The sequence below is a fragment of the Saccharopolyspora sp. NPDC000359 genome (assembly GCF_040300525.1).
In the GTDB taxonomy this organism is placed as follows: domain Bacteria; phylum Actinomycetota; class Actinomycetes; order Mycobacteriales; family Pseudonocardiaceae; genus Saccharopolyspora.
In genome coordinates this window covers 1-26,866 of the sequence record NZ_JBEPDU010000021.1, presented here as the reverse complement: position 1 = coordinate 26,866, position 26,866 = coordinate 1, and the positions used below count along the sequence as shown (strand labels likewise).

Here is a 26,866-nt window from a genome sequence, read left to right as displayed (position 1 = left end):
GCGCATGCAATTGCATGTGCTACCGATCCAGGGAGACCTGATGAACGGTAGGTACGAAGTACCCGTCGCCGCGCTACCCGGCGTGACCTGGCGAAAGTCCCGCCACAGCGGTAAGTGGGGCAACTGCGTCGAACTCGCGGCGCTGGACGACGGCACCATCGCACTGCGCCAGTCGCGTGAGCGCAACGGCACCGCGCTGATCTGCACCAGGGCCGAGCTGGCCGCGTTCCTGAGCGGCGCCAAGGACGGTGAGTTCGATGACCTCGTCAGCTGAGGACGAGTCCAGCATCCGGCTGCGCCAACTGGTGGCCCGCGGGTTCCGGCTGATGCCACCGATCCGCGACGCCGACGGCGAGCTCATGGCGCTGGTCTACGTCCGCCCGCACGGCGACATCGTCGACGTCGTCGAGCTGCGCGGCGAGGACGACGTGCGCGCGGCGCGCGTCTCGCAGGAGCAGGGCCTGTCCACGAGCCCGACCATCGCGGAGTGGCACGCGGTCGGCGCGGCGTGCGAGGTCCTGGACCAGGTGTTGGCGCTGCCGGAACGCTTGATCGTCGCCCGCGCCTGATCAGCCGAGGCGCGCCAGGAGGGTGCTCGCCTGCGCCGCGAAGTGGGGGGTTTCGGTGCGGGCCGCCCGGTCGAGGAACTCGCGCGCCGCGTCGAACTCGCCGCGCTGGTAGTGGAATTCGCCGACGCGGTAGGCCGCTTCCGCGATGAGCTCGCTGTCCTCGGTGTTGGCCAGGGTGTAGCCGTAGTGCCGGGCCGCTTCGGCGAGCTCCTCGCGCCAGTAGTGCAGTTCCGCCAGGTGCGCGGCGGCCAACGCCGCCGACGGGTGCCCGAGGTCGATCAGGGCCTGGAACCACGGCGCGGCGGCCTCGATGTCGCGCTGCCGCTTGGCGATCACACCGAGGTTCATCGCCCCCTTCGCGGACAGCTCCTGGTCCTCGGACTCCCACGCCCGCAGGCTCCACGCGCGCGCTTCCTCGTCGTCCTCGGCCTGGTAGGCGATGGCGGCCAACTCCAGCAGGGCCTGGCCCGCGTAGGGGTCGTCCGGGGCGGCTTCGACCAGCTGCCGGTAGGTCTGCCGGGCCTGCTCCACCTCGCCGTCCCGGCGCAGCGACTGCGCCAGCGCGTAGACCGCCACCGGGGAGAACTGCTCGTCGGCGCGGTCGGCGGCGGCGCGGAACAGCTCGATGGCCCCGGCCGCGTCGCCTTCGTCGTGGCGCTTCATCCTGAGCATCAGCTTCATCGCCGGGTCCAGCACGTCGTCCTGGCGCAGCATGAGTTCTTCGGCCGCCGCCGGGTCGTCCTCGCCCAGCAGGGTCACCAGCCGATACTTCGCCACCGCGGCCAGGCGCTCGTCGCCGGTCTCCAGCACCCGCTCGTAGGCCTGCCGGGCTCCTGGTGGGTCGTCGCGGCGCTGCAGGACGTCGCCGAGCGCCAGCACCGCTGCCGGGTCGGGTTCGGGGGCGCCGACCTCGACCGCGCAGCGCAGGTAGACCAGCGCCGAGTCGGTGTCGTCGGCGTCGAGGAACTCGGTTCCCGTCTCGTGGGCCCATTCCGCGACGTCGCGTTCCGGCACCACCTCGGCCAGGCGGCGCAGCGTGTCCGCCGCGGCGCGGTGGTCGCCACCGGAGTGCTGCTGCTCCAGGACCACCCGGGCGCCGTGGATCGCGTCCTCGGCCAAACCTTCGTGCACGGAGCGGGCAGCGGCGCCGACGTAGGCGGCGACGGCGCCGGGCAGGTCGCCCTCCTCGTGGCGGATCATGCCGATGCCGAGCTCACCGCGCGCCGCGATGTCGGGGTTGGCGGACCGGCTGACCCGCTCGTACTCGGTCCGGGCGGCGTCGCGATCGCCCTGCGCCAGCAGCATGTTCGCCAGCCTGCTCCGCGCCGCCTCGGACTGCTCCGGCACGCCCAGCTCGGCAGCCTCGCCGAACCAGCGGACCGCGGTGTCCAGGTCCTCCGCCTGCACCGCGCGTTCCCCGAGCCAGAGCATCGCGGTGATCGCCGTGCGCGCATCGTCGGAGCGGGCGGCGCGGCGCAGTAATGCGCAGGCCTCATCAGCGGTTTCGCCGATCTGCGCGATGCGGCGGTGCAGCGCCTCGCCGAACTGCGCGGGCGATTCGGCCACCGCTTCCGCCTGGTCCCAGGCCCGCCGGGCGTCAGCGGGCTCGCCGGACTCGTGGTGCAGCTGCCCGAGCAGCACCCCGGCATCCAGCGCGGAAGCCCCCTCCGCCGTCGCGAACGCGTTCCGGCACGCGGACTTCGCGCCCTCGACGTCGTTGAGCCGGGCGAGCAGCTGCGCGAGCAGCACCCCGGCCTGCGCTCCGTGCTCGGGGTGGGCGCTGGCACGGCGGTACCAGGCGAGCGCGATCGCGTTCTCGCGCTGCTGCTCGGCCAGCAGACCGAGCTGCACCTGGCCCAGTGGTGCAAGTTCCGGGTGCCCACGGTCGGCGACCATGCGGAAGAACGCCCGTGCTTCGGCCGGGTCCTCCACCGCGGCACCGAAGTCCAGCCCCAGTTGCGAGCAGGCCCGCAGGTCGTCTCCGGAGACCTCGGTCAGCACCGCGGCCGCGGCTGCCAGATCGGTCCACGCGGCGCACCAGAAGTCGGCCACCCGGTCGGACCCGAACTGCTCGACGATCGCCGCGCGCGCACCGTCGACATCGCCTTCCGCCATCAACCGGTAGGCGCGCATCTCCGCTGTTTCGGCACCCATCTCCTGGTAGACGCGGACGCTGACGTGCTCGTCACCGAACGCCAGGGCCTGCGCGTAAGCCGCCTCGGCACCGGCCTCGTCCCCGGTGTCCCGCAGCAGGTTGCCGAGCGCCAACGCGGCCTCCGCCTGCACCTCCGGCACACCGGAACCGATCGCACGCGCGTAAGCCGCCTTCGCGAGCTCGGTCTTCCCCTGCTCTGCTAGCACGCCCCCGATGTGGGCATTCGCCGTGGCGGCCTCGGCCGCGTCGCCGACCGTCGCAGCGCGGTCGAAGGCCTCCAGCGCGCCTTCGACGTCTCCGCGCTCGTCGCGCAACGCGGCCAGCCGCAGCGCAGCCGCCCCAGCGACCTCCGTGTCACCGGCAGCGGCTTCGGCCAGCTGCGCGTCGGCGCCGTCCAGATCACCGTCGGCGTGCAGCAGTTCCGAGAGGTGGTACCGGGCGACGGCTGCTTCGCGCGGCTTGTCCCCCTGCGCCGCCCGCTCCCAGGCGGCGCGGGCCCCGGCCCTGTCGTCGGCGTCGTCGTGCAGCGCGCCCAGGAAGAGCAACGCCTCCTGCTGCCGGTCGGGGTCACCGGCGTCCGCGACCAGCGATAACACCTCCTCGGCGAACTGGCCGTCCGACTGGTGCCGGTGCGCCAGGTTCAGGCACAGCTCGGTCGCGTGGGCGAGCAGCTCGGGGTCCTCGGCCAGTTCGGCGAGGACGGCCTGCGTGCTGCCCAGGTCGCGCCGGATGACGTGCGCGCCCAGGCCCGCCAGGACGCCGACCTGCGACTCCGAAGCGGCGGCGCGGTCGAAGCACTCCAGCGCGGCGCCCACGTCGGAGTGCACGAGGTGCTCACCCAGCAGGTAGGAGGCGCGCGGCGCGAACTCGGGGTGGCCGCTGTCGATCGCGGTCCGGTAGAGCGCCACCAGCTCGTCTTCGCGCCCAGCCATGCGGTAGAGCATGGCGAGCTTGCCGAACACCTCGCCGAGCAGCGCCGGGTACCCCGCTCCGGCGGCGGTGGCGAACGCCGCGATGACGTCCTCCGGCTCGCCGTGCTCGACCAGCAGGTCACCTAGCTGGGCCGCCGACCACGGCAGCAGCAGCGGGTGCCCGCCGTCGACGATGCGCTCCAGCAACCGCACCGCGTCACCCGTCCGGTGCTCGCGGACCAGCCAGCTGGCCATCAGCTGCCCGGCCTTGGTCCACACCAGCTGGTTCGGCGACTCGACCAGGCCGCCCAGCAGTTCCACGGCCGCGGTGACGTCGGAGGTCAGCAGCAGCTCGGCCCGCACCAGCAGCGCCAGGTCGCGCACCTGCGGATCGGCGCTGGCGGCGAGCTCGTCCAGCCCGGCGTCCTCGGCATGCTCCAGCCGGAAGATCGCCGCCAACACCGGCGCCGCGCCGGGTTCATCGACCATCGCGCGGCGGAAGGCGGCGTCCTGCACCAGCGAGCTCTCGTCGGAGGTCGACGCGCGCTGCAGGGTGCGGCGCGCCCGGTCGAGGTCTCCGGCGACGGCCTCCAGCAGACCGAGCGAGTTGGCCGCCATCACCGACCACATCCGCACGTCCATGTCGATGACCTGCTGGTAAGACAGGCGGGCGGAGTCCAGGTCGCCCGCGCTCGCGGCCTGGTGGGCGCGCAGCGCGAGCTGCCTGGCGTCCTCCCCGGCCGGGTCCTGCTGCGCGTCGACGACGTCCATCATGGACAGTGCGAGTTCGGCCTGGTGCGCGATGTGCGGGTTCTCCGCCTGCGCTGCCCGGCGGAACGCCGCCGCAGCCGCCTCCGGGTCGCCGTGCTCGTACTGCAGCACCCCGAGGTTGTAGGCGGCCAGCGGCGCCTTGCCATCGTGGCCGGACGCCACCACCCGGTTGAAGGTCTCGATCGCCCCGGCGACATCACCGAAGTCGCGCTGCAGCTCGGCCAGCACGCCCAGCGCCTCGACGGAGAAGTGCGGGTGGCGGGTGTTGATCACCCGCTGGTAGGTCTGCCGCGCCTGGTCCGGCTGCCCCAGCTCGCGCAACTGCATGCCCAGGTGGATCAGCGCGTGGAGCCGGATGCTGGGGCGCGGGTCCTCGGCCGCCGCTCGGAACGCCTCAGCCGCGCCCGCCGCGTCGCCCTCGTCCTCCAGCACGCCACCCAGCAGCACCTGCCCCCAGCCGAGGTGCTCGGGGTGGCGGTAGCCGATGATCCGCTCGGCCATCTGCCGCGCGGTCGCGGCGTCCTCGGCATGCAGCGCGTAGAGCTTGGCCGCGCTCAGCGATCCGTAGTTCGGGTGCCCGCTGTCCAGCAGCCGCCGCAGGATCGGTTCGGCGTCGCGGTCGCGCCCCTGCTCCAGCAGCGAGCACGCCTGCTCGTAGGCGACCTGGAGGTACTGGTCGGTGGAGGGCTGGCCCGGCGCGGGCAGCTCGAGCTCCCCGGCGATCTCGACCACGCCGGGATCACTGCTGGTCAGGGCCCGATCGCGAGCTTCCCGGGCGCCGTCGACGTCGCCGAGCATGTGCAGCACCTGGGCCAGCAGCGCATCGGCGCGACCAGCGGCGTCCGGGTCGGCGCCCTCGGCGGCGAAGCGCAGCACGGCCTGGGCGGCGGTCAGGTCGTCGGCGTCGAACAGCAGCAGGCCGAGGGAGATCGCGGCGAGCTGCGCGTAGATCGGGTGCCCGGAATCGATGGCCCGCTGGTGCAGCGCGCGGGCCTGCTCGTGGTCGCCGCGCTCGTCGAGCAGCCCGCCGAGCAGGCAGGCGGCGTGCGCAGCGGCGTCGAAGTCACCGTCGTCGAGGACGGTGCGCAGCTCCTGCTCCGCGGCGTCGAGGTCACCGCTGCCCCACAACCGCCGAGCGGTGGTGACCCGCTGTTCCCACAGTGACACGCCGCGCCTCCGATCAGGTGATCATCGATCGCGGCGAGGATATCGGTCCGCAACCCCCAGTACGGGCCGCTCCCCTGATCGCGACACCGGGCGAACATCACCCGAGCACTGCGCAACCGAACCGGCCCGCCACGCGTCTCATGGAGTCCCACACCCTGTCCAGTCCACAAAGGACACCGGCGTGGCCACTGCTGACCCCGAGCACGAAGGAGCGGGCCGCCCGCTCTCGCGGACGGCCCGCTCCCGTGGAGGTCCTGCGGACCGAGGTCAGCGCGCCAACTTCTCCAGCCGCGCCATGCCTTCCTGGAACAGGTTCAGGTCGGTGTTGCCGCTGATGCCGGCAACGTCGCCCTTGTCGGTGTACTGCCAGAAGTGCCAGTTGCTGAAGCCGTTGGGCACGGACGGGCTGTCCACGCCGTAGGACGCCAGCCACAGCGGGTGGCCGTCGAAGCTGTCGGTGCTACCCATGCACTGCCGCCAGAAGGACGGGTTGGCGTAGATGATCGGTTCCTTGCCGGTGCGCTCCTGGACCCGGTCGTTGAACGCCTGGGTCCACTGGTGCATCTCGTCGACCGACATCCCGTAGCAGCCGCCCGAGTTCGGGTCGACCTCGAGGTCCAGCACCGGGGGCAGGGTCTTGCCGTCGGACTGGTAGTCGGCCACGTCCAGGAACCGGTCGGCCTGCGCCTCGCCGGACGAGGAGCTCGGCCGCGCGAAGTGGTAGGCACCGGCGATCAGCCCGGCGTCCTTGGCGCCGTGGTACTGCTCGCTGTACTTGGGGTTGGTGAAGCTGGTGCCGTCGGTGGCCAGCACGAAGGTGAACTTCTTGCCGTCCGCGGCGACCTGGCTCCAGTCGATGTTGCCGTTGTGGTTGGACACGTCGATGCCCTCGACAGGCGGGCCGAGCGGGGCCTCCGGTTCGGGTGCCGGGGCGGCCTGCGGCTCCACCTGCTGCGGGGTCGGCTGCTGCTGCAGGGTGGCCTGCTGCTCCAGCGCGACCTGCTGCTCGGGGGCGGACTGCATCGGGGCGGCCACCGCGGCCTCCTCGACCTGGGGGTCGGAGGAACCAGCGGCGGCGGTGCCGATCACCAGGCCCACCACGCCGACGGCGGCGACCGCGGCACCGGCCTGCATGGAACGGGTCCGCGAAGCCCGCACGACGGGCTCGGGGAGCTTCTCCTGAACCGCGGCCACGTGCGGCGCAACCCTCTCCCGGAAGCGCCGCACCACCGGTGCGTCCTGGACCCGCCGCAGCAGCGGGGCCAGCCACTGCACGAAGCGCTCGAGCAGCGGCGCGAGCCACGCGCGAACGCGGTCGGCGGCGGCGCGGAGCGCCTGGTCGGCGCGCTGGGCGGGGGACGCCTGCTTCGGGGTGGAAGCGTTGTCGTGGTTTTCGGGGTTTCTCGCTTGGTCGGGGGTCTCGGGGTTCACGAGACCCACACTCCAGCACGGAGCGTGTACCTGCATCGCGGTTTGTACGTGCCCGAGTACCTAGATTAACCCCTCCGAGCTACCGCCACCGTCCATATCCGTCACGATTAGTGACGCCAGCGGGTCACGGGCCGAAGCCAGTGCGGCCCGCGTCACAAGCGCCGCACCGAGGAGATGATCGAGCCCATGAACCTACCGGACCGGATCCGCGCACACGTCGAGGAGCTCCGCTCCGCACCCGACATCGTCGTGACCACCTGCGACATCGGGTCCGGCCCGCCCCGGGAGCTCTCGGCCGACGACGTCGACCTGATCAGCGACCGCTGGGGAGCCGACGCCGTCGACGGCACCCGCGACTACCTGCTCAACACCGATCGCATCCACCTCTCCTGGCACTCCGTCGCCCACTACGTCCACGGCGAGTTCGCGCTCACGGACATCCGCAGCTGCATGACCGGCTGGATCGTGGAGGTCGAGGACGAGCGGCTCGCCCCGGAGAAGCAGGAGCTGCTGTGGGAGCTGAAGGGGCTGGAGGAGGCGCCCGGCTCGGGCAGGCTCACCGCGCTGCGAGCGACCAACGACGAGCTGTGGTTCTACGACATCACCAAGGCCCGGCTGGAGCGGCTGGCCCTGGACTTCCAGTCGTACGTCGACAACCTGCTCCTGCTGAAGGGAGCACCGAACTGGCAGTACCTCTTCGCCGACGTCGACCTCTGCGACGACGAGTTCACGACCAGGGTCGCCCAGCTGGACCGGACGCTCGAAGCGCTTCCCATCCTCTTCCCCGACCACGACTACAGCCACCTGCAGCAGCGCTACGAGGAGCGCTGCTCCGGCTCACCGGTCTTCCGCCGTCACAAGAGCCCCTGGGCGCCCCAGCCGTGACCCGTCGCCGTTGAACGGCGGCGGGCCGAGACCTGGAGCGATACCGCAGGCGAGCCGCATCCCGACACGCCGACGCGAGCGCCCACGTAGCCTGCGGGCGCGGTCCGGCAGAATGGCCGGTCGGATCTGGCGAAGATCGCAGAGAAGGCGGAATCAACATCGTGACGACTGTCCATCAGAAGATCGCCGAGGAGCTCGGCGTCCGCGAGAGCCAGGTGCAGTCCGCCGTCGAGTTGCTCGACGGCGGGTCGACTGTGCCGTTCATCGCCCGCTACCGGAAGGAAGCGACCGGCGCCCTCGACGACGCCCAGCTGCGCACGCTCGAAGAGCGGCTGCGCTACCTGCGCGAACTCGAAGAGCGGCGCAGCACGGTGTTGGAGTCGATCAGCTCCCAGGGCAAGCTGACCGACGAGCTGGCGGCGCAGATCAACGCGGCCGACTCCAAGGCCCGGCTGGAGGACATCTACCTCCCGTACAAGCCCAAGCGCCGCACCAAGGCCCAGATCGCCATCGAGGCGGGCCTGGAGCCGCTGGCCGACCAGCTGCTGAGCGACCCGAGCAACGACCCGCAGCAGACCGCGGCCGGTTTCGTCGACGCCGACAAGGGCGTCGCCGACGCGCAGGCCGCGCTCGACGGCGCCCGGTCGATCCTGGTGGAGCGGTTCTCCGAGGACGCCGACCTGATCGGCGAGCTGCGCGAGCAGGTCTGGACCCGTGGCCGGGTGGTTTCCAAGGTCCGCGAGGGCAAGGAGGAGGACGGCGCCAAGTTCGCCGACTACTTCGAGTTCTCCGAGCCGTTCACCGCCCTGCCCTCGCACCGCATCCTGGCGCTGTTCCGCGGCGAGAACGAGGAGGCACTGGAGCTGTCGCTGGAGCCCGACGACGGCTCCGAGCAGGTCGGCCCGACCGACTACGAGCTGCGCATCGCCCAGCGGTTCGGCATCGCCGACCAGGGCCGCCCGGCGGACAAGTGGCTGTCGAACGTGGTCCGCTGGGCGTGGCGGACCCGCATCCTGACCCGGCTGAGCGTGGACCTGCGGCTGCGGCTGCGGCAGAACGCCGAGGACGAGGCGGTCCGGGTGTTCGCCGCCAACCTGCGCGACCTGCTGCTGGCCGCGCCCGCGGGCTCGCGCGCCACGATGGGCCTGGACCCGGGTTACCGGACCGGCGTGAAGGTCGCGGTCGTGGACGGCACCGGCAAGGTGGTGGCCACCGACACGATCTACCCGCACCAGCCGCAGCGGCAGTGGGACCAGTCGCTGGCCAAGCTGGCCGCGCTGGCCAAGGAGCACGACGTCGACCTGGTCGCGATCGGCAACGGCACGGCCTCCCGCGAGACCGACAAGCTGGCCGGCGAGCTGATCAGCCAGAACCCGGACCTGAAGCTCACCAAGATCTCGGTCTCCGAGGCCGGCGCGTCGGTGTACTCGGCCTCGGCCTACGCCTCGCGCGAGCTGCCGGACCTGGACGTCTCGCTGCGCGGCGCGGTGTCGATCGCCCGCCGCCTGCAGGACCCGCTGGCGGAGCTGGTGAAGATCGACCCGAAGTCGATCGGCGTCGGCCAGTACCAGCACGACGTGTCGGAGGCGAAGCTGTCGCGCTCGCTGGACGCGGTGGTCGAGGACTGCGTGAACGCGGTCGGCGTGGACGTCAACACGGCGTCGGCCCCGCTGCTGACCCGCGTGTCGGGCATCAGCGAGTCGCTGGCGGCCAACATCGTCGCGCACCGCGACACCAACGGCCCGTTCCGCACCCGCCAGACCCTCAAGGACGTGGCGCGCCTGGGCCCGAAGGCGTTCGAGCAGTGCGCGGGCTTCCTGCGCATCCCGGATGGCGACGACCCGCTGGACTCCTCGGCGGTGCATCCGGAGGCCTACCCGGTGGTGCAGCGCATCATCGGCAGCACCGGCACCGAGATCCGCGAGCTGATCGGCAACACCCGGGTGCTGAAGTCGGTGCAGCCGAAAGATTTCGTGGACGACAACTTCGGCCTGCCGACGGTCACCGACATCCTCAGCGAGCTGGACAAGCCGGGCCGCGACCCCCGCCCGGAGTTCAAGACGGCGACCTTCGCCGACGGCGTGGAGAAGATCGCCGACCTCAAGCCGGGCATGACCTTGGAGGGCGTCGTCACCAACGTGGCAGCCTTCGGAGCCTTCGTGGACGTGGGCGTCCACCAGGACGGCCTGGTCCACGTATCGGCGATGTCGAAGAACTTCGTCAACGACCCCCACGACGTGGTCAAATCGGGAGACATCGTCCGCGTCAAGGTCCTCGACGTCGACATCCCCCGCAAGCGAATCTCCCTGACTCTCCGCCTGGACGACGAGCCGGGCGCGGGCGGCAAGCCGGACCGCGACGCCAACCGCGGCGGAGGCCGAGGCCAGGGCGGCGGCAACCGCAACGGAAGCCGGGGCGCTCAGGGCGGCGGCAAGGGCGGCCAGAACCGAGGCCAGGGCCGCGGTGGCCAGCGCCAGCGCGACAACGCCCCAACCGGAGCGATGGCCGACGCCCTCCGCAAGGCAGGCTTCGGTAAGTAACCCACCAGAAGGGCGCCTTGACCGGCCTCACCCGGTCAAGGCGCCCTTCTGCGGTCTGTGCTGAGCGATTCGGACCTTTGTGGTACACGATGCGCCTTGGAACACCAAGGACCTTGGGCTCAGCACAGCGAAATCACGAGAAGAAATCCACAAGATCAGCTATCGCAGCTCTTAGCACGGCACGCCGGGTAGTAGCCCCAGACTCCGGGTCGAGCGAGCGCGACAGCTCGGTGAGCGCTTGCAGCACTTCAGGATCACCATCAGCTATCCGTTCATTGTTCGGGCTCGCCGTGAGTGCGAAGTACCGCGCCAAGAAACCGGAGAGCTCGGCGTCGGGCGGCTCTTGGCCAGGAACCTCCCACGAAGAAGTGAGGCAACGCTCCGGGTGACGCAACATCCACCCTTGGAGACGGTTGTCTTGCGCAATCAGATAGAGCTCAGGCGCAATGTTCAGCAGTGTGCCGCCCGTCGAGCAACCTGCCGCTTCGCCACTCCTGAGGCAGATAAGCACGTCACCGCGCTCGGAGACATACCGGGATTTGGATCGAGGCAAGGAGAAGTTCCTCCCCTCCCCCAACACCAGTTGGACCGAATCCTCGCCTTCAGCCACTTCTCCCCCGCAGGCAGGAGGCGAAAGCACTGGATCTTCCGGGACGTGGAACATCAGACTCTCCAGCATCCCACTATGCCGGTCGAACCTGAGTTCGTCATCTTCCGCTTCGTGCCAGTCCCCACTCCCAACGGTGCGCAAGAAAAGGTGCTCGTGCTCGAGAGAATCCAGATAGGGGCCCACATGAACCGTCAGACCGGAAAGCGCAAACCTCGGTTGCCACTCCAGCAACGGCCCAGGATTCACCGAAACCGCGACACCCACGCCCAGGTCAATTTTCATGAGTCAGACCTTGGGAGTATTTGCGTGGCCGGGGCAAGGTAACCTCCATCAGGGCGAGGGACTTTGCCCTCAACTATAGCCTGGTGCGTGATGGGCATCCCAGGGTCGGAAGCTTCTCCACCAAAAATCGTCGCTCCACTTTCTCCACGCGGCCCAGATGGCCCGTAGCTGGTTACGACTTGACCTGCTCTAGCTCCCGATCCCTCCGTGATGACGACGTCGTCTCCCCCTCTGAAGATCAGGCGTCCTCCTGTGCCCTGCGACACGTACACCGCGTCCGGGTTGGCCAAGATCTGCTGCTCCACCTGCCGCGGCAGTCGCCCGTGGTAGTTCGGCGCTTCCCTGACCACTCCGTTATCAGCATTGTCGATGACCTTCTGCGCGCGCTTGCAAGCCCTTTGACTGTTCAACCCCAGTGGATCGACAAGCTCTAGCGGGTTGCTGACATAACGATGATGATGAGGACCCGCTGCCAGACCGAGCGGGTCGCAGCTCGCGTAGTTGCCAGTTGCTGTGTCGTAGTAGCGCTGGAAGTTGTAGTTGAATCCTGTTTCCGGGTCTGCGTATTGACCTTGGAAGCGCAGGGGGGTGTAGGCTCCGGTCCGTGCTTGGTCTGTTGTGACGCCCCACAACGTAGTTCGGTGGAACCAGGCTATGCCGCCGTGTAGATTGACGAGCTCTGTCGGAGTACCAACGAGATCAGTGACGATGGAGTAGAATCGTTCGTCATACCATTGCTGGGGAGCGTTGCGGAGTTGGGACCGTTCCCTCTGGAGCAGAGGGCGGGCCGTACCCGGTTCGTAGTCCCAAACCATCACGCGGCGATCAGCAAGCTGGTGCCCGTTGGCCACTCCGTCGGTGTGAGCCTGTTCCGCTAGGACGGTGCCATCCCAGCTGAATTCGATCTGTTCCACGACACCGGAGCCGTCCGGCGTCAACCGCTGCTTGGCCACCCTGCGCCCCAACGGATCGTAGCGGTAGCGCCAGCGGACTCCATTCGGGGTGAGCACTTCGATGAGACGGTCCTCGGCGTCCCAGAAGAAGCGCCACGTCTCGGGCTTGTGGGACAAACGCTTGCGCTGCCGCAAGGTGATCCGGCCCTGCGCATCGTGCTCGTAACGCACCTTTCCAGCGCGGCGAATCAGTGTTCCGTTGTGCTGGCGGTCACCAATCTCCTCTTCGTCCGAGCCAGGCAAGGTCGGCCAGGACGCATGGGTGAGGTTGCCCGCCCCGTCGTAAGCGTAGCGCTCAGCCCAGCCTGTTCCGTTGACCGCAGTGACGCGGCCTGCCCGGTCAAGTTCGAATGAGCGAGATCCGGTGAGCTTGTCGTCGAACCTGGTCAAGAAGCCGTCGGACCGGTAGCTGTACGCACGCTGCTGGATCTGCCGCCCCGCCGCACCGGTGACTGTCTGGGAAACGAGCCGGTGGTTGATGTCCCATTCCTGGGTGAGGACGGCCGCCGTTCCCAGCTGTCGCTCAATCTCGTTGCTGGCACTGTCGTAGGCGAAACGGAGAGTTCGCCCAGCAGCGTGCAGTGCTACGGGACGATCGTTCGCATCGTATTGCCACAAGCTCTCCGCACCGGATGGCGTGCGTCGACGAGTCCTGCGCCCTAGGACATCGAAATCCGACACGACGACACGGCCATTGATCGATTCGGCCCGGATGCGTCCGAGCTGGTCGCGCTCGAATGTGACCTGCGTGTCACCGTCCATCGCTTCGACCATGCGCCCCAGGGGGTCGTAACTGAATGTCGCAGTCCCCGAAACGCTGCGGCGCTCGATCACGTTGCCGAAGACATCTCGAGCGAAGTGCGTGGTTTCTCCCACACCATTGGTGCGCGCGACCATCTGTCCAGCGCCGTCGTGCTCGTAAGCGACCACGCGACCGTTGAAGTCGGTCTCCTGAGCCAGGTTGCCCGCAGCGTCGTAATCGTAGCGCCACACCAAGCCTTGATCGGTGACAACCTTGATCAGACGGCACTCGGTGTCGTAATCGAAGCGCAGCCGTGTGCCATCTGGCCGAACTTCCATAGCGGGGAGATCGAAATGCGTTGATTCGGTCTGGGTTTTCCGCCCCAGTGGGTCAACATGGACGCGGAGGTTCCCTTCCCCATCATAGATCCATCGTTCAGTCGCCCCATCTGGGAGGATGCGCCACGCTGGTTTGCCATCGACAGTCCAGCCGAAACGCGTTGTGGCGCCTTGCGGGTCAACGACTTCCACGACTCGGCCGAACATGTCACGCACGTAGCGAGTTGTGTTGCCCAAGGAGTCCGTCTGAGCAATCGGAAGACTCGCCTCGTCCGTCTCTACCCGCTGCACGTTGCCCATGGCGTCCGTGATGGTCGTCAGGTGCCCGCGGTCGTCGTACGCGAAGCTGGTGATCGCCCCAAGCGGATCGATGGTCTTGGTGAGGTTCCCGCGGTCGTCGTACTCGCGTCTCGACACCGTGCCGTCTGGAGCGACGATCGTGATGGGCAGCCGGAGGGCGTTGTACTCGAATCGAGCTTGACTGCCGTCCGGGCGTGTGACAGCGATCAGGTTGCTGTCATCGTCGTACTCGTAGCGGGTTGTCCTACCAAGCGGATCAGTTCGGGAGAGCAGGCGGTCGTACTCGTCCCACTCGGACAGGGTTTCGCCGCCCAGCGGGTCGATCTCGCGGATCGTCTGGCCCGCTTCGTTGAGGTAGTAGGTGGTGCGAGCGCCCTGCGAGTTCGTCCAGGTGGTGATCAGGTTCTCGCGGTCGTACTCCATCGTGCCGCTGAGGAAGCCTCCGGAGCCCTCACCTGCTACCACGCGCCCTTCGGCGTCGTAGGTGAAGCGGTACCACTTGTCGTTGCGGTCGGTCCAGCTGGTGATCCGGCCGGCGTGGTCGTAGGTGAAGCGCATCGGGAGGCCTGAGGCGTTGATGACCTCGGTGAGCCGTCGGTCTTCGTAGACGTAACGCATCAGCGTCACGTCTTCGCCGTGGTCCGCTTCGCGGAGGTGCAGTGCTGTCACCAGGCCGTCTTCGGACTCGACACGGAGGCGGTAGCCGCCCGAATGCCGCACCTCGACCGGTGTTCCGTCGGTATCGCGGTCGAAGTCGATGTGGTGGCCGTTGCGGTCCACGATCCTGGCCAGCCACAACACCCGGTCGCCTGGGGCGAACAGCAGCTTCCGCCCGGTGTCGTGTTCGGTGAGGGTGTAGCCGCCGTCCTCGCTGCGGGTGAGCTCGTGGCGCGAGCCTGCGAACCGCGCGGTGGCCCCGACCGCTGGCGTCGGTGCGAGCAGCAGTTTTCCGTCCTCGGCAGCGAACGACACGCCAGCGCTGCTGCGCTCCAACCGCTGGTCCAGCGTGGAAGCCCAGGACGGGCCGAAGTGCTGACCGACCCGGTACGACGACAGGTGCATCCGCCTCAGCACCAACGGCAGGACCGACTGCAGTTCCACGTCGGTCTGCGGCAGGATCATCTCGCCGGTGGCGATGTCGATGGGGTCGCCCTCGGTGTTGCGGTTCTCCCCGTCCCTGTTCGGGCTCTGGGGGTCGTCGGACTTGTCGTGGAGCGGGGTGTCGTTGTCGCCAGGCTTCGGTGGGGTCTGCGGCGATGGGTCAGTCTTCGGCGGCTGTGTGGTGCTGGACGGCGTGGTGGGGCTTTGGCCGTTTCCTCCTGCTCTGCCACCTTGTGCTGCTTCGAAGGTGGCGTCTTGGGCTTTGGAGACGCTGGAGCTCGCGTCTATGCTCCCGACCTTCTGCGAGGGCTTCCGCTGGGGGGATCCCCCGTCGCCGCCTCCGTCTCCTCCTCTGGGCTTGCGCGGTGCCACGGATTCCCCCTCATCCGTTCATGAGCTTGCTCAGGTTCGTCAGGCTGTCGATCAGGCTCGTGACGTAGGTGAAGATGCGGCCGACCCACTTGACCACCGCCGACACGATCTGGGCCGCGATCACCGGGATCGTGACCACGAAGATCGCTTCGACGGCCCACACGATCACGCGCGCCACCAGGTCGGCGATCAGGTCCCGGACGATCTCGCGGGTCATCTCCACCAGGCCGCCCGCACCTTCGGTGGCCGAGGCCATCGCCGCCGAGATCGCGGCCAGGCCACCGACGGCTTCGACGTTGTTGGCCATCATCGACTGGTAGGCGTCGGCCGCGGCTCCCTGCCAGCCGGGCAGGTCGGATTCCAGGCTCGACTTGAGGTCTTCGGCCATGGAGCCGAGTTCCTCAGCCATGTTGTTCCAGGTCGCGGCATGGGACCTGACCACGTCCGGCATGCCGGTCAGCTCGTCGAGGATCTCGCGCAGCGGCTCGAAGTACTCCATCGCCCAACCGATGCCGTTGGACAGCAGGGCGCTGAACGGGTCGAGCACCGCGGAAGCCACTTCGAGACCCAGGCCCATCCCGGCCAGCGCGCCGGAGACCCAGTCCTCGTTCTGAATGGAGGTGACCAGGCCCTCGACGCCCTCGGCCAGCCCGGAGCCGGTCCACGGCTTGCGGGTGGATTCGACCGGCGCGACCAGCGAATCATCGCTCACGGCATCTCACCGCCCGAAGCTTGGATCGCGTCCGCGTGCTCCTGGTCGAGGCTCTCGTAGTCGTCCGCGGTGGCGCGCAGCGACTCCGCTGCCATCGAGAGGTTCTCCGCCACGAAGTCGATGAGCTCGTCCTGGCGGGCGTGGCGACCTTCGAGGACACCGGCGATCCAGCCGCAGAGCAGTCCGTAGGCCTGGTCGTCCTGCTGGATCTGCGCGCTGGCCGACTTCACCGCGTCGAAGCGGGCCTGGATCTCCTCGACCTTGCTCGCGTGCTCGCGGATCTGCTCCGCGCTGACGTTGAACCCGTCGCCCACGGTCACCACTTCTCCATGAACGACTGCGGCTCGGTGCCGTCGTCGACGTCAGGGCCCGGGGCCGCGGTGCTCTCCTCCTCGGGGCTGGTGCGCAGGTGGTTGCCGACGGATTCGGAGATAGCCCGCGCTGCCGCCGACTCGGTGCCCACCGTGTCGGCGATGATCTCCTGGGAGCGGTCGGCCAGCTGGTTCTTGGCCTGGGCCAGCGTTTCCATGATGGTCCGCGAGACCACGTCCGGTGCCGTGCGCTCCATCTTGCTGGTCAGCTTGATGTCCACCAGCGCGCCCGTGGAATCGATGGTGAGCTCGACCAGGCCCTTCGGGTCGGTCGCGGTGACCCGAACCTCCTGCAGCCGGTCACTCATCGTCCTGGTGTCGGCAGCGAGCTTCTCGATCCGGTCCTTCCACGCCGCCAACCGCTCGCGGGCACCGTCCGGATCGAGGATGTTCCCGTCCATGCGCTCCCCCCCCCCAGCTCCACATGCGGACACGAAGTCTCGCAGCGGGAGGGTAGCCAGGCTCGTTTGCCTGCGGGCGGAATTTCGATCAAATGGCCCAATCAGCCGTACGCCTTACCAGCAACGCACCACCGCGGAGAAATCCAGTGGCACCAACCGTTTCCGCTGGTCAGGGGTCGTGAGTGCGAAACGGTGCTAGAACACTGTTACGCACTCACGACCCGCCAGCACCAGGAGCGCCGCGTGTTTGCGCTGGTCAACGCTCGTGAGTGCGAATGGTCGCAAGAACAACCTCGCGCACTCACGAGGTCAGTGCACAGGGCATTCGGCGAGGAGCGACCGCCAACGCTCCTCGACCACCTCGCTGTCCGACAGCGGGGTAGGCGTGGACGTCTCGCCGGACAGGACGGTGTTTTCGCTGGTCAGGGGTCGTGAGTGCGAAACGGTGCTAGAACACTGTTACGCACTCACGACCCCGGACGGTCAGCTCTCGAAGCGCCCCGCCTTGACCGCGGTGACGAATAACCGCCACTGGTGGGCGGTCGTCGTGAAGTACCCCGCCTCCCGGTCCTTCGAGTCCCGCACCGCCGCACCGCAGGTCGCGGGGACGATCTCGACGCAGTTGTCCGTGTTGGTGCTCCGACTCGATTTCCGCCAGGTCTCGGCAACGCGGCCGACTTCGACACATGTGACCTGCTGCGCAGACCGACTGGACTTCCGCCAGCCAGTAGGAACTCCGGTCATCTTTCAACTACCTTCCAGTCCTTCGACGATCTCCGCGATGCAGTCTGCAGAACGATCTGGCGTCATGGCCAGCTCCCGAAGATGGGAAGCCGCTGCGGCATGAACCGCCACTTCGTTCTTGCTGTACAGGAACGCGCCAGTGGTCAAGTGCTCGAGGTGAACGATCGGCTGGGTCTTGGTGAACTCGAAGAGGATGAAGGAACCCGCATGAGCAGGGTGCCATTGCGAGGAAGACGCTGGCAGCACGTGGATAGCGACGTTGGGCAGTTCGCTCATCTTCAGAACGAAGCGCAGCTGACTGGCCATGATCGAGCTGCCGCCGATCGGCTCTCGCAACGCCGTTTCCGTGATGATCGCGACGAACTCGGGCGCATCCTCACCTGTGAGCACATCCCGTCGACCAATCCGCATGGCCACGCGGGCTTCCAGGTCATCCCCAGGAGCAGTGCCCATGATGGCCCGCGCGTAATCCGAGGTCTGGAGCAAGCCAGGAATCACACCCGTCGCGACGTCGATGATCGTCGTGGCCGTCCGCTCCAACTCGATCAACGTCGTGAGCTCGCGCCGGATGCCGGTAACACCTGACGCGACCAGCCAGTTCGGCTGGTCCGCGCCGCGTGCCATGTCGACCAGTTCTGCGTACCTGTCACCGTTCACACCCAGAGTCGCCAGGATCTGAGCCACGTCTTCAGGGTTCGGCGACCGCGTGCCCGACTCGTAGCGCGACACCGAAACGTGGCTGACGCCGATCCGGTCGGCGAGTTCCTGCTGGGTCAGTCCGGCTTCGCGGCGGCACTCGCGGAGTTCGGCTCCTAGCGCTCGGGCTTTGGGCGTGTGTTCGGATTTTCCGACCATGAAAACCAGACTAGGCCTTTGACGTGCGCAAACAACCCCCTATCGGGTAGTTGATCGATCGATTCACCACAGCCAGACTTTTACCGGTAAGCACGGTAAGTCCTCGTCCGTCGATCGAACTGGGGTCGTCGATGTATCCGTTTCACTGGGTGCCTGCTGCTGGGCAGCGGCATGCGAGCTTGGCCGAGAAGCCCGTGGGGTGTGCTTATCCGAGCGGGACGCAGCTGGGGACGTTGTGCCAGCAGGACGTCGTCGCGGACAACAGCGAGGTTGCTTGGCTCTGGGCGACCTGCGTCGAGTGCAACCGGGAGGCCCGGCGGCTCGCCGGTGTTGAGACGTGAGCGCGAAAACCGTTGCGCTGGCGGTCTTCTTGCGCCGGACGCAGTGGCTCATCGACGACCTCGCGTTTCACGCGGCTGTCGGCCAGCTCGACGACGACGAGGTCGACGCGGCCGCCACTGCTCTCGAGGAGGTCGTCCGCTTGTTGCGCGAATCCCGACCTGTCGTGCTCGACCACCCAGGAGGAAACACCTGATGTCCCCGTTCTGGACCGCCACCGCCTGCCTGCTCTCTCTGCTCACCGGAATGACGCTGATGTACGTCCACCACCGGCGGCTCCCGCAGCACGCGGGCGCGGGCGAGGGCGCGACCAACGTCTGGCAGCTCATCGAGCACGTCGAGGCCGAGGCCCGCCACGACCGGCCCACCGGCAGGCACCACCTCCGCGAGCCGGACACCCCCGAGCCACCACCGCAGTGGCCGCTGACCCCGCCCGAAGCTCCGCCGCTGGATCTCCAGCACCGCGTCCTGGAGTCCCTGCGGCGCCTCTGAACCCGGCTCGATGCGCTCCCCCGACCTCCGAGCATCGAGCCGCGCGGCCGGGCGGGTTCGCCCCCTCCCCGACACCGCCCGGCCGCTCCCCCCGACGGGCGCCTCCCGCCGATCCGCTCGGCGGGAGGCGCCCGCGTCACCTCGTGGTGCCGGAGACCGTGTCGAGGGACACCGGGTTGCCGGTGAGCCATTCACACCAGTCCGCGGTTTCGCGCAGCGAGCCCGTGCCCACCCGTTCCGCCGCAGCCAGGTTCGGCGGGCGGAGGCCCGCTCGGCGCAGATCCGCCCACTGGGCCGCGTTGAGTACCAGCACCCGCAGTCCCGGCAGGTCCGCGATCGGCGTGATGTCGTCGACCTCGACCTCCGACAGGTCCAGCCTGGTCAGCTTCGGCAGGGTGTGCAGCACCGCGATGTCCAGCCGCTCGGCTGCTCCGGTGAGCTTGAGGTCCCAGACAGTGGGCTGGTCGGCCAAGGCGTCGAGGTCGATGCGTTCCGCTTCGATCGACAGGGACTCCAGGGCGGGCAGGCCGCTCAGCGCGGGCACGACGACCTTCGCGCGGTTGATCCGCAGTTCACGCAGGTCGCGCAGCGGGGCCAGCGCCGCCAGGTCCAGCTCCACCGCGTCGTTGATGACGATCCGCTGGGCGTCGTCGGCTCCCTCCACGACGTCGGCCAGGTCGCGGCTGCCGAAGTCGTGGTGGACCCGCTCGCCGAAGCCCGCCCCGCCGAGACCGGTGTAGGTCTGCAGGTAGTCCGACTCCGGGTCCTCGTCCTCGTAGTCGCCTTCGCGCAGGGCCGCCACCACGCTGGACAGGACCTCGGACACGGATTCCGCGTAGTGGTCCGGCGGGCCGTGGACGTCGCGGCCGTACTCGAAGACCTGCCCGGACCTGCCCCGCTCGGCCGGGTCGAGGTCGACCGCGAGGTTGTTCATCGCGAAGTCGGTGGCGAAGGTGATCCACCAGTCGTTGCGCGACAGGCGCTTGATGACGCCCGGCGGTTCCGATTCGAAGACCACCGCGTCGTCGAACGGGCCGTCGTTCCAGCCCAGCGAACCCGGTTGGTGGTATTCGACGACGTGGTCCAGCGGGTAGGGCGAGTACCGGCCGAGCAGTCCGGTCTCGGCCGCGTCGTCGCGGGTCATCCGGTACAGCGCGCGCAGGTCCTCCGGCAGTCGCGCGCCCAGTTCGGCTTCGGCCGCGGCGATCTCCTGCTCGGAGTAGCCGGGGCGCAGCGCCGGTGGCCGCCCCTTGATCTCCCGGTAGCGGGCGACGAACTCCTGGAACAGGCCGGTGATCTCGGCCAGCACCGCCGGATCGGTCGGCGCGCCGGTGCGCCGGGCGGCGGCCGGGAGCGCCATGCCGGGCAGCGGGTGGCCGGGCAGCCGGAACCCGTCGTCGAGCACCACGCGGGTCTCCGAGTCCAGCGCCGTGCTGGAGGCCAGCTCGAACCGGCCGGACTCGTGCACCACCAGCTCCACCACCAGCGGGTGCCCGGCGGAGGGCATCGGGAGCAGGTCGAGCAGCGCCGACTTCGCGTCGAAGAAGTCCGGCTCGAGGTCGACCTCGACGCCGACCGGGTGCGTGATCCGGGTGGCGCCCACTTCGACGCGCATCCACACGACCGCAGGTCCAGGTCGCCCACCCCCGGCGCGCACCCCCAGCGCCAGTCGCCGCGCCGCCGCCTGAAGTCCCGTTGTCATGGCGGAATTGTCCACGTCCCGCGAGACCGGTCCGACCCGACCCCGGTCAGACCGGACCGGCACCCGAAAGACTACCGGCGTAGACGCAAGGGGAATCTGTTAACGGCCACCGGAAAAGGTTGCAGCACCATGGTTTTGAACTCCCTTCGCCAACCGCTCGCGGACCTCGCCGAGGGCGAAGCCGAGGAGGTTGAGGCCCTTCCACCGCTGCGGGTCGTCGGCGCGCGGATCGTCGGCGGCCAGCCCGATGCCCCAGACCACGTCGACCGGGCTGGCCTCCACCAGGACCCGGTTTCCGGTGCCGAGGAGGAACGCCTCCAGGTCGGGGTGCTGGGCGAACTTCGCCGCGTTGCCGGTGCGGACGATCTCGCAGCGCTGCGCCTCCCAGCGCCGCTGGTCGAACCCGCGCACCCCGCGGCCGAGGTCCTTGGCCTGCTTCGGGTGACCGGCCGCCAGGATCCGTTCCGCGCTGTCCCGGTCGTCGAACAGCAGCGCCTTGCGCCACATCATGTAGTGCTCCGCCGTGGCGAAGGTGCGCCCGTCGAGGACGAACGGCGCTGGCCACCACTGGCTCAGGCAGCCCTTCCCGACGCTGCCGTCGCGCTCCGGCCGGTGACCCCAGAAGTGCAGGTACTTCACCCTGCGCCCCTGCCGGGTCAGGTCGATCAGCGCAGCTACGTCACGGGGGCTCATGCCGGGCAGTGTCGCAGGGGCCCGCAGTGGACGGCACCCCGATTTCCGGTGCGGGAGTTCGCGTGTTCTCCAGCACAGCGGGTGACCACCCCCGGGCACCTGCGACGGCGTCCACAACCGGCTCGTCGAGGCTTGGGTGCCAGGCAGGACGCGGTACGCACGCCACGCCGCGCCCTGTCTGGCACACCCCCAGCACCCCGATTCCACGATCGTGGAATCTCGACAGACGGTAATCTTAGATGCGAGAATCCGTCAATCGGCGAAACGGTCCAAGCCGCGTGATTTCGGAGAGTGTGATGAACGACCCTGGTGCCGCCCTGGCCGAGCGGCTGGCGTGGCTGCGGGAGTCCTTCCCCAACCCCGAGACCGGCAAGCCGCACGAGGTCAAGGCGATCGCCGCGGCCACCGGGATCTCGCTCTCGCAGCTCTACAAGATCCTCTCCGGCGAGTCCCCGAACCCCGGCTGGCAGCACCTGAAAGCGCTGGCCGGGTTCTTCGGAGTGCCGTTGGACACCTTCGACGACGGCGAGCACGGCGAGAAGATCCGGACCCAGCTGGCCACCCTGGTGGAGCTGCGCAGCCTCAAGGAAGGCGGCGTGGAGTCGGTGAGCCTGCGCGGGCTCACCCCCGCCCAGGCCGACCGCATCCGCGGCGTGGTCGAGGACCTGCGCCGCTCCAACACCACCCCTGATCACGATGAAGCATGATCATGATCACGAGTCGTTCCGCTGCGCGCGCCTGGTCCTGGTCATGAGCGAGGATCGCGGGGTGACCCCGTCCCAGCAGCGCGACCTCGCGGCTCGGTGCCAGGAGCTGGCCGCTGCCCTGCCCCTGCCCTCGCCGTGGGACCTGGAGACCTTCGTCGCCGAGCTGTCCGAGCTGCGCGGGCGGCCGATCGAGCTGCGCCGGGTCTCCGCGGTGGAGTCCGACAGCCCGTGCGGGGCGCTGATCTCGCTGGCCGACCGGGACGTGATCGGCTACCTGCCGAGCACCCCGCTGCACGAGGAGCACATCATCCTGCACGAGGTCGGGCACCTGGTGTGCGGGCACTCCGACACCAAGCTCGCCGACTCCCCGCTGGTGGCCGCGCTGGTGCCGGACCTGCCGCGGGACCTCGTGCAGAGCGTGCTCGGCCGCTCCGCCTTCGACGCCACCACCGAGCAGGAAGCCGAGCTGGTGGCCAGCCTCTACCTGTACCGCGCGGGACGAGCCCCGGCGCCGCTGCGCCGCGTGCGCAAGCTCGACGCGAAGTCCGGCCGCACGCTGCGCGAGATCCAGGCGACCTTCGACAGCGCCCGCCGCGGACCCGAGAAGCGCCGATGACCAGCATCGTCCTGCAGGGCGCTGGGCTCATCGCGGTGCTGGCGGCGATCGCCAAGCTCGTCCAGTCCCGGCCCTCGCCGACGCCGAGCGTGTGCTACCTGTGCGGCGCGATCGGCTCGGTCGGCCTGTCCGCCGCCCTCGTCGCCACCGACTCGCTGACCTGGGTCGCGGCCTGGGAGCCGGTGCCGAACTCCGGTCGGCTGGCGGCGAACCTGCTGGCCATCCTCGCGGCGGTGTGCGTCCACGGGCTGCTGGCCCACCTGGTCCACGAGCCCGCCGGAGCGCGCCGCGTGATGCGCATCCAGTTCCTGGTGGCCGCGGTCGCAGCGGCCACCATGGCGGTGCTGCTGATGTCCGCGGGCATCCCGTTCGACCCGGACTTCCTGGCCGCCTTCGCCGACCGCCCCGCCGTGGCGGCCTACCTCGTGGTGTTCTCGCTCTACATCGGCTCGGCCACGTTGGCGTTCGGCTGGTTCCTGCGCAGCTACATCTCGCAGACCCGCCGCCGCTGGCTGCGGGCCGGGCTCCGCACGATCCAGGCGGGCTGCGTGGCCTCGGCGGCCTGGGCGGCGAGCAAGATCGCCGCCGCGGCCGTGTCGGTGGCCGGGAACCAGCCCGGCGTCCTGGACCCGATCGGCGGTGCCTGCGCGGCGGCCTGCGTGGCCCTGGTGGCGCTCGGCGCGACGATGCCGGTGTGGGGGCCTCGGGTGGTGCTGCCGTTCGCCTGGCTGCGCGCCAAGCACCAGCTCCGGCAGCTGAGTCCACTGTGGAGCCGACTGGCCGACGAGATCCCGCAGATCACCCTGCCCACCGCAATGGTCGCGCCGAACACGCAGTTCGCCCTGTACCGCCGGGTGGTGGAGATCCGCGACGCCCAGCTCGTCCTGCGCCCCTACGTCCACCCCGAGGTCAGCGCGTGGGCCCGCCGGGCAGCTGGCGAAGCGGGCCTCGACGAGCGCGCGGCGCACCAGACCGTGGAAGCGGCCTGCCTGGTGACAGCCCTGGACGCCCACACCGCAGGCCACCGCCACCAACCGGAACCGGACGAGAGCAGCGCGCCGTACCGCGGCGTCGCCTCCGACACCCGCACCGAGGCGAGCTGGTTGATCGAGGTGGGCCGGACCGCGGAGCGCTCCCCGATCGTCGCGGAGGTGCGGGACCGGGCCCGAGCCGACCTCCCGGCGGTCTGACCTGTCACGCGATCCGGGTGACCTGGACCGTCGTGAGGGACCAGCCACCGTCGTGCCGGGTGGCGATCATGGTGTTCATCGACCGCCGGTCAGGCGACACGCGCGGCGTCCCCGGCCTCCAGGATCCCGCCCGAGGTGTGCAGGACCGCCACCTCGTCGGTGACGAGCCGCAGCTCCTCGACCTGGAGCTCGATCCGCGAACCGCGCAGGAACGTGTCGAACAGCTGCGAGTGCACCCCGGCGATCTCGTCCCGCCCGCGCAACAGCGCACCGTCGAAGGTGACGTGCGTGGCCTCGGGCGCGTACGCAGCGCCGAACGCCCGGCCGTCACCGGCGTTCCAGGCCGCCACGTACCGGTTCACCAGGTCGCGCACAGCCGCCTCGTCGGCACTCGTGCCAGTACCAGGGGACCCCGACGCACCGCATGCGGCGGTGCCGAGGAGGACGACCGCCAGCAGCCCTGGGAGCAACGCCTTACTGCGCATCAGGCCCTGCCTCCCGGACGGCGGTGGTGGCGTACCAGCCCGCGGCCGCGGCACCGATGACCGCGGCCGCGTGCCCGACGAGGGCGACCGCCCAACCGGTTCCCGCGATGACATCGACGACCACCCCGACCAGAGCACCGCCGAAGAAACCGGCCCACGCCCCGGCCAACCCCAGGAGCAGGGCGCGTACCGGTGATGCGTGCCGGGTGGTGATGACGAGGACTGCGGCCACCAGGCCGATGGCCGTGACCGACAACAAGGGCATCAGCATGGCTCCACCATGACGCCCCGGCGCCGCACCGGGATCCGGCAGCACCCCGAGGACGTCCCGGACCGCAGCCCTTACCCCAACCGCGCGACGACGTGTCCGGACCCAGGGGTCAGGCGAGCACGGTGAAAAGACCACCGCCGACGACCGCGCCCACCACCGCGCCGATGGTGACCTGGGCCGCCGTGTGGTCGCGGAGGTGCACCCGGGACCACGAGATCGCCGCCACCACCAGCAGTAGGGCCCAGCACACCGGGTGGAAGAGCACCGCGAGGATCACCACCGCACCGGCCGCCACCGCCGAGTGCATCGAGACCTTCCACCAGACCGTGATCCCGCCGGTGGCGAACAGCGACACGATCATCGCGACGTCCAGGGCGATCAGCAGCCACGGGGCGCTCAGCAGCACCAGCAGCCCCAGGCCCACCAGGCTCATCACGATCAGCGCCACGAACGGCACGAACCGGCCCGCCCGGTCGCGCACGTGGTGGCTGTCCCAACGCCCGGTGCGCGCGCCCCACACGATGACGCCCATCGGCAGGATGCTGCTGGTCGCCGAGACCAGCAGACCCCAGCCCAGCGCCGGGCCGGTGCTCCCGGTGGCCCGCCAGGCGACCGCGAGCGGCAGCGCCACCACGATCACCCACGGCGCGAAGACCTCGGTGAGCACGCGCGCCAAGCGGTCCTTCGAAGTCCTCGTCCCGGGTGCTGCGCTGGTCATGTGTCCCTCTGCCGTCCCGAATGGTCAAAGCGATTGTCACACACCAGGATTGCGACCTCCCCCGCACGTCCGACCCACGCTGTCCACCAGCAGGCCCAGGCGCGCCTCGGGTGGCGGGCGCGAAGGCGATCGCCACTGGCTGCTTCGCGAACGTCCGGCCGCAGAACGCCACTGCCGCGGAATCAGGCCCGCTTGGCGTGCTCTTCGGAGTTGGCGAGCATCTCGATCAGGCGGTCGCCGAGGACCTCCGGGATGACCCGGGCCGCTGAGCGGGCCGCCGCAGCGTTGAGCGCCGACATCACCAGTGGGCGCAGCCGGTGCAGGACGTCGCTGTAGTACGGGACCTCTTCCTCGGTCGGGACCGGGCGGGTCAGGACGTGCTGGCGGACCAGCTCCACCAGGTGGCCCGCGACGTGGTCGATGTCCTGCTGGAGCTGCTCGGCCAGGTCGAGCACCTCGCCGAGCGGGACACCGAGGCTGACCAGCTCGGCACCGGCGTCGAGCAGCTGCGGGCTCGGCGAGACGAACCCGCGTCCGCGCCGCTCCAGCAGGCCCAGCTCCATGGCGCGCTTGACGTTGCTCGGGCTGAACTGCTTGCCGAACATCCGGCGCAGCTCGGCGACGGAGACCGCACGCGGGGCTTCCTCGGCCCAGGACTCGCCGACGACCTCTTCCAGGCCGAGCACGTCACCGAGGCTGCGACCGGACTCCCACGCCGAGATCATCTCCTTGATCTGCGCGAACGCGTAGCCACGCTCGAGCATGTTGATGATCAGCCGCAGCCGGACCAGGTGCGCGTCCGAGTAGATCGCCGTACGCCCCTGGCGCCGTGGTGGTGGCAGCAGTTCCCGATCCTGGTAGACGCGCACGTTGCGCACCGTCGTCCCGGCCGCCCGGGCAAGATCGTCGATCCGGTATTCCGCCACCCGACGCAGTCTAGTTCCCGTGTTCGAACCGCGCCGAGATCACCCGTGGTCGCCGTCGACGTAGAACCAGGTGCCGCCTTCCTTGGTGAAGCGGCTGTGCTCGGTCAGCGAGCCCTTCTCCCCCGAAAGCCGGTAGTGCGCCCGGAACCGCACCGCACCCCCGGTGTCGAACGGCCCGCCCCCGGTGCGCTCCAAGACCTCCAGGTGGACCCAGCGCTGCTCGGGGTCAAGCTCCAGCTCCGCCGGCCGGGTCGACGGGTGCCAGGAGGCGAGCAGGTAGTCGACGTCCCCGACGGCGAACGCGCTGAACCGCGACCGCATCAACTGCTCAGCCGTGCTCGCCCGCCCCGCACCGGAGTGCAGGCGACCACAGCACTCGGCGTACGGCTCACCAAGCCCACAGGGGCAACGTCCAGCAGTGCTCACCCACCCAGCTTCTCACCGGCCGAGCGCCACCCCGCCTCCGCCTGGGTCGTGAGTGCGTAACAGTGTTCTAGCACCGTTACGCACTCACGAC

Annotated in this window: 26 protein-coding genes; 10 read left to right on the top strand and 16 right to left on the bottom strand. The window is 69.4% G+C overall.

Annotated features, from left to right (window positions below):
* Positions 1-40 precede the first annotated feature (40 nt).
* Both ABT324_RS15610 and ABT324_RS15605 read left to right on the top strand, forming a co-directional pair.
* Positions 41-274, top strand: a complete 234-nt coding sequence (locus tag ABT324_RS15610; protein WP_351176898.1) for a DUF397 domain-containing protein — start codon at positions 41-43, stop codon at positions 272-274.
* Positions 258-569, top strand: a complete 312-nt coding sequence (locus ABT324_RS15605) for a hypothetical protein (protein WP_351176895.1) — start codon at positions 258-260, stop codon at positions 567-569. Before ABT324_RS15610 ends, ABT324_RS15605 begins: the two co-directional genes overlap by 17 nt.
* Here the strand turns inward: ABT324_RS15605 and ABT324_RS15600 are convergent, their stop codons facing one another.
* Positions 570-5,573, bottom strand: coding sequence for a tetratricopeptide repeat protein (locus ABT324_RS15600; protein WP_351176892.1), 5,004 nt, complete (start codon positions 5,571-5,573; stop codon positions 570-572).
* Between the two features lie 267 nt (positions 5,574-5,840).
* Positions 5,841-7,004 carry a GH25 family lysozyme gene (locus tag ABT324_RS15595; RefSeq protein ID WP_351176889.1) on the bottom strand — a complete coding sequence of 388 codons (1,164 nt, stop codon included), beginning with the start codon at positions 7,002-7,004 and terminating at the stop codon, positions 5,841-5,843.
* A gap of 186 nt (positions 7,005-7,190) precedes the next feature.
* Between ABT324_RS15595 and ABT324_RS15590 the strand changes: the two genes are divergently transcribed.
* Positions 7,191-7,889 (top strand): hypothetical protein, encoded by a 699-nt coding sequence (locus ABT324_RS15590; protein ID WP_351176886.1) that lies wholly within the window; start codon positions 7,191-7,193, stop codon positions 7,887-7,889.
* A gap of 158 nt (positions 7,890-8,047) precedes the next feature.
* Positions 8,048-10,429, top strand: coding sequence for a Tex family protein (locus tag ABT324_RS15585; RefSeq protein ID WP_351177123.1), 2,382 nt, complete (start codon positions 8,048-8,050; stop codon positions 10,427-10,429).
* Between the two features lie 133 nt (positions 10,430-10,562).
* Here ABT324_RS15585 and ABT324_RS15580 read toward each other — a convergent pair whose 3' ends face one another.
* From ABT324_RS15580 to ABT324_RS15550, 7 genes are all read right to left on the bottom strand, one after another.
* Positions 10,563-11,321, bottom strand: a complete 759-nt coding sequence (locus tag ABT324_RS15580; RefSeq protein WP_351176883.1) for a hypothetical protein — start codon at positions 11,319-11,321, stop codon at positions 10,563-10,565.
* Positions 11,318-15,127 carry a DUF6531 domain-containing protein gene (locus tag ABT324_RS15575; protein ID WP_351176880.1) on the bottom strand — a complete coding sequence of 1,270 codons (3,810 nt, stop codon included), beginning with the start codon at positions 15,125-15,127 and terminating at the stop codon, positions 11,318-11,320. The genes ABT324_RS15580 and ABT324_RS15575 overlap by 4 nt, the downstream gene beginning before the upstream one ends.
* 10 nt (positions 15,128-15,137) lie before the next feature.
* Entirely contained in the window at positions 15,138-15,839 is a 702-nt protein-coding gene (locus ABT324_RS15570) for a WXG100 family type VII secretion target (RefSeq protein ID WP_351176877.1), read from the bottom strand.
* On the bottom strand, positions 15,836-16,153 hold the full coding sequence (locus ABT324_RS15565; RefSeq protein ID WP_351177120.1) for a type VII secretion target: 318 nt from the start codon (positions 16,151-16,153) through the stop codon (positions 15,836-15,838). Before ABT324_RS15565 ends, ABT324_RS15570 begins: the two co-directional genes overlap by 4 nt.
* A 2-nt stretch (positions 16,154-16,155) precedes the next feature.
* On the bottom strand, positions 16,156-16,611 hold the full coding sequence (locus ABT324_RS15560) for a YbaB/EbfC family nucleoid-associated protein (protein WP_351176874.1): 456 nt from the start codon (positions 16,609-16,611) through the stop codon (positions 16,156-16,158).
* A gap of 483 nt (positions 16,612-17,094) precedes the next feature.
* The gene (locus tag ABT324_RS15555) at positions 17,095-17,355 is read right to left on the bottom strand and encodes a DUF397 domain-containing protein (protein ID WP_351176871.1); all 261 of its coding nucleotides are present in this window, start codon (positions 17,353-17,355) and stop codon (positions 17,095-17,097) included.
* A 3-nt stretch (positions 17,356-17,358) separates the two neighbouring features.
* Entirely contained in the window at positions 17,359-18,210 is an 852-nt protein-coding gene (locus ABT324_RS15550; protein ID WP_351176868.1) for a helix-turn-helix domain-containing protein, read from the bottom strand.
* 131 nt (positions 18,211-18,341) lie between these two features.
* Here ABT324_RS15550 and ABT324_RS15545 point away from each other — a divergent pair, with 131 nt between their 5' ends.
* From ABT324_RS15545 to ABT324_RS15535, 3 genes are read left to right on the top strand one after another with little or no spacing between them, the layout of a single operon-like run.
* Positions 18,342-18,551, top strand: a complete 210-nt coding sequence (locus ABT324_RS15545) for an HC3 family zinc finger protein (protein ID WP_351176865.1) — start codon at positions 18,342-18,344, stop codon at positions 18,549-18,551.
* Positions 18,548-18,745 (top strand): hypothetical protein, encoded by a 198-nt coding sequence (locus ABT324_RS15540; RefSeq protein WP_351176862.1) that lies wholly within the window; start codon positions 18,548-18,550, stop codon positions 18,743-18,745. The genes ABT324_RS15545 and ABT324_RS15540 overlap by 4 nt, the downstream gene beginning before the upstream one ends.
* Complete coding sequence (locus ABT324_RS15535; protein ID WP_351176859.1) at positions 18,745-19,041, top strand: hypothetical protein; 297 nt, start codon at positions 18,745-18,747, stop codon at positions 19,039-19,041. Before ABT324_RS15540 ends, ABT324_RS15535 begins: the two co-directional genes overlap by 1 nt.
* A 136-nt stretch (positions 19,042-19,177) precedes the next feature.
* On the opposite strand, the gene ABT324_RS15530 is transcribed toward ABT324_RS15535, so the two are convergent.
* Positions 19,178-20,743 carry an SMI1/KNR4 family protein gene (locus tag ABT324_RS15530; protein ID WP_351176856.1) on the bottom strand — a complete coding sequence of 522 codons (1,566 nt, stop codon included), beginning with the start codon at positions 20,741-20,743 and terminating at the stop codon, positions 19,178-19,180.
* Between the two features lie 99 nt (positions 20,744-20,842).
* Positions 20,843-21,436, bottom strand: a complete 594-nt coding sequence (ybiA, locus tag ABT324_RS15525; RefSeq protein WP_351176853.1) for a riboflavin biosynthesis intermediates N-glycosidase — start codon at positions 21,434-21,436, stop codon at positions 20,843-20,845.
* Positions 21,437-21,732: 296 nt separating this feature from the next.
* Here ybiA and ABT324_RS15520 point away from each other — a divergent pair, with 296 nt between their 5' ends.
* Genes ABT324_RS15520 through ABT324_RS15510 form a run of 3 tightly spaced genes read left to right on the top strand, consistent with a single transcriptional unit; the run spans position 21,733 to position 23,949 of the window.
* Positions 21,733-22,143 (top strand): helix-turn-helix domain-containing protein, encoded by a 411-nt coding sequence (locus ABT324_RS15520; protein WP_351176850.1) that lies wholly within the window; start codon positions 21,733-21,735, stop codon positions 22,141-22,143.
* A gap of 43 nt (positions 22,144-22,186) precedes the next feature.
* Complete coding sequence (locus tag ABT324_RS15515; RefSeq protein ID WP_351176847.1) at positions 22,187-22,759, top strand: M48 family metalloprotease; 573 nt, start codon at positions 22,187-22,189, stop codon at positions 22,757-22,759.
* Positions 22,756-23,949: an MAB_1171c family putative transporter gene (locus ABT324_RS15510; RefSeq protein WP_351176844.1), complete on the top strand. Its 1,194-nt coding sequence runs from the start codon at positions 22,756-22,758 to the stop codon at positions 23,947-23,949. The genes ABT324_RS15515 and ABT324_RS15510 overlap by 4 nt, the downstream gene beginning before the upstream one ends.
* 89 nt (positions 23,950-24,038) lie before the next feature.
* On the opposite strand, the gene ABT324_RS15505 is transcribed toward ABT324_RS15510, so the two are convergent.
* From ABT324_RS15505 to ABT324_RS15485, 5 genes are all read right to left on the bottom strand, one after another.
* Positions 24,039-24,323, bottom strand: a complete 285-nt coding sequence (locus ABT324_RS15505) for an SgcJ/EcaC family oxidoreductase (protein WP_351176841.1) — start codon at positions 24,321-24,323, stop codon at positions 24,039-24,041.
* A gap of 100 nt (positions 24,324-24,423) precedes the next feature.
* Positions 24,424-24,699: a hypothetical protein gene (locus tag ABT324_RS15500; RefSeq protein ID WP_351176839.1), complete on the bottom strand. Its 276-nt coding sequence runs from the start codon at positions 24,697-24,699 to the stop codon at positions 24,424-24,426.
* Positions 24,700-24,814: 115 nt separating this feature from the next.
* A complete protein-coding gene (locus tag ABT324_RS15495; protein ID WP_351176836.1) occupies positions 24,815-25,423 on the bottom strand; it encodes a hypothetical protein in 609 nt (202 codons plus the stop codon).
* Positions 25,424-25,605: 182 nt separating this feature from the next.
* Entirely contained in the window at positions 25,606-26,349 is a 744-nt protein-coding gene (locus ABT324_RS15490; protein WP_351176833.1) for a MerR family transcriptional regulator, read from the bottom strand.
* Positions 26,350-26,388: 39 nt separating this feature from the next.
* Positions 26,389-26,775: a YchJ family protein gene (locus ABT324_RS15485; protein WP_351176830.1), complete on the bottom strand. Its 387-nt coding sequence runs from the start codon at positions 26,773-26,775 to the stop codon at positions 26,389-26,391.
* Positions 26,776-26,866: the final 91 nt, after the last annotated feature.

Excerpts from the sequence above, each read along its gene's own strand:
- ABT324_RS15610 (WP_351176898.1), top strand. The coding sequence starts at position 41 with ATGAACGGTAGGTACGAAGTACCCGTCGCCGCGCTACCCGGCGTGACC.
- ABT324_RS15605 (WP_351176895.1), top strand. The coding sequence starts at position 258 with ATGACCTCGTCAGCTGAGGACGAGTCCAGCATCCGGCTGCGCCAACTG.
- ABT324_RS15590 (WP_351176886.1), top strand. The coding sequence starts at position 7,191 with ATGAACCTACCGGACCGGATCCGCGCACACGTCGAGGAGCTCCGCTCC.
- ABT324_RS15580 (WP_351176883.1), bottom strand. The coding sequence starts at position 11,321 with ATGAAAATTGACCTGGGCGTGGGTGTCGCGGTTTCGGTGAATCCTGGG.
- ABT324_RS15560 (WP_351176874.1), bottom strand. The coding sequence starts at position 16,611 with ATGGACGGGAACATCCTCGATCCGGACGGTGCCCGCGAGCGGTTGGCG.
- ABT324_RS15555 (WP_351176871.1), bottom strand. The coding sequence starts at position 17,355 with ATGACCGGAGTTCCTACTGGCTGGCGGAAGTCCAGTCGGTCTGCGCAG.
- ABT324_RS15550 (WP_351176868.1), bottom strand. The coding sequence starts at position 18,210 with ATGGTCGGAAAATCCGAACACACGCCCAAAGCCCGAGCGCTAGGAGCC.
- ABT324_RS15545 (WP_351176865.1), top strand. The coding sequence starts at position 18,342 with ATGTATCCGTTTCACTGGGTGCCTGCTGCTGGGCAGCGGCATGCGAGC.
- ABT324_RS15535 (WP_351176859.1), top strand. The coding sequence starts at position 18,745 with ATGTCCCCGTTCTGGACCGCCACCGCCTGCCTGCTCTCTCTGCTCACC.
- ABT324_RS15530 (WP_351176856.1), bottom strand. The coding sequence starts at position 20,743 with ATGACAACGGGACTTCAGGCGGCGGCGCGGCGACTGGCGCTGGGGGTG.
- ybiA (WP_351176853.1), bottom strand. The coding sequence starts at position 21,436 with ATGAGCCCCCGTGACGTAGCTGCGCTGATCGACCTGACCCGGCAGGGG.
- ABT324_RS15520 (WP_351176850.1), top strand. The coding sequence starts at position 21,733 with ATGAACGACCCTGGTGCCGCCCTGGCCGAGCGGCTGGCGTGGCTGCGG.
- ABT324_RS15515 (WP_351176847.1), top strand. The coding sequence starts at position 22,187 with ATGAGCGAGGATCGCGGGGTGACCCCGTCCCAGCAGCGCGACCTCGCG.
- ABT324_RS15510 (WP_351176844.1), top strand. The coding sequence starts at position 22,756 with ATGACCAGCATCGTCCTGCAGGGCGCTGGGCTCATCGCGGTGCTGGCG.
- ABT324_RS15500 (WP_351176839.1), bottom strand. The coding sequence starts at position 24,699 with ATGCCCTTGTTGTCGGTCACGGCCATCGGCCTGGTGGCCGCAGTCCTC.
- ABT324_RS15495 (WP_351176836.1), bottom strand. The coding sequence starts at position 25,423 with ATGACCAGCGCAGCACCCGGGACGAGGACTTCGAAGGACCGCTTGGCG.